Origin of the sequence: Sulfoacidibacillus thermotolerans (assembly GCF_003144315.1) — a bacterium.
GTDB lineage: Bacteria > Bacillota > Bacilli > Alicyclobacillales > SLC66 > Sulfoacidibacillus > Sulfoacidibacillus thermotolerans.
Genome location: NZ_MPDK01000099.1, coordinates 1 through 758, shown reverse-complemented (window position 1 = coordinate 758; position 758 = coordinate 1). Strand labels below are relative to the sequence as shown.

The window sequence follows — 758 nt, the reverse complement described above, 5'->3', positions numbered from 1 at the left end:
AGACGTGCAAGTCCGGTTCGGAGAGGAGATGCAGGGAAATAGTTCGACTACGCCCTGCTTCTTACTCTACTTCCTGCTGACGAAGGATGACTCTATTTGGCCAGTCTAGAGGATCTGTACACACGTAAAATTGTGGGATGGCACGCAGATTCAAGGATGACAAGAGAGCTTGTGATTCAGGCGCTGGAGAAAGCCTATTGGCGGCAGAAACCAATAGGGCCAGTGCTTCATCATTCGGATCGTGGCAGCCAGTACGCCTCTCACGAATACCAAGAGCGTTTGAAATTCTATGGGATGCAAGGCAGCATGAGCCGCAAAGGCAATTGTTATGATAACGCCTGCATCGAATCGTTTCATAGCATCATCAAGCGTGAACTGGTGTATCTAGAGAAGTTTGAAACACGGGAAGAAGCGAAGAAGCGCATTTTTGAGTACATTGAATCCTGGTATAACGGGGAACGTATTCACTCGTCGATTGAATACATGGCGCCAGTAGAATTCGAACGTAGATATTACCAGTTAAATGTAAATGCAGCAAGTTGAGTAGAATTACGAGTTTGTCAAGGTATGCCTTCCAGCCTTGACAAACGGAACCAATTCCCGACACTTGTCAAGGTGTCGAAGCCACAGACCCTGGGGATTCGACCTAGCTATACATTTGTGAAATTCTCAATTCGATATGTCCAATCTATCCTGAAAATAAACGAGTTCTAAGTCCTAAGAAGCGCATAAGGAACCAGCCTCATCAGAGATGAGGA

1 pseudogene is annotated in these 758 nt (G+C 46.0%); it reads left to right on the top strand.

Features of this window, described 5'->3' with window-relative positions:
• Window positions 1-90 precede the first annotated feature (90 nt).
• Window positions 91-543 (top strand): annotated as a pseudogene (locus BM613_RS14640) (IS3 family transposase); the annotation flags it as partial.
• Window positions 544-758 lie beyond the last annotated feature (215 nt).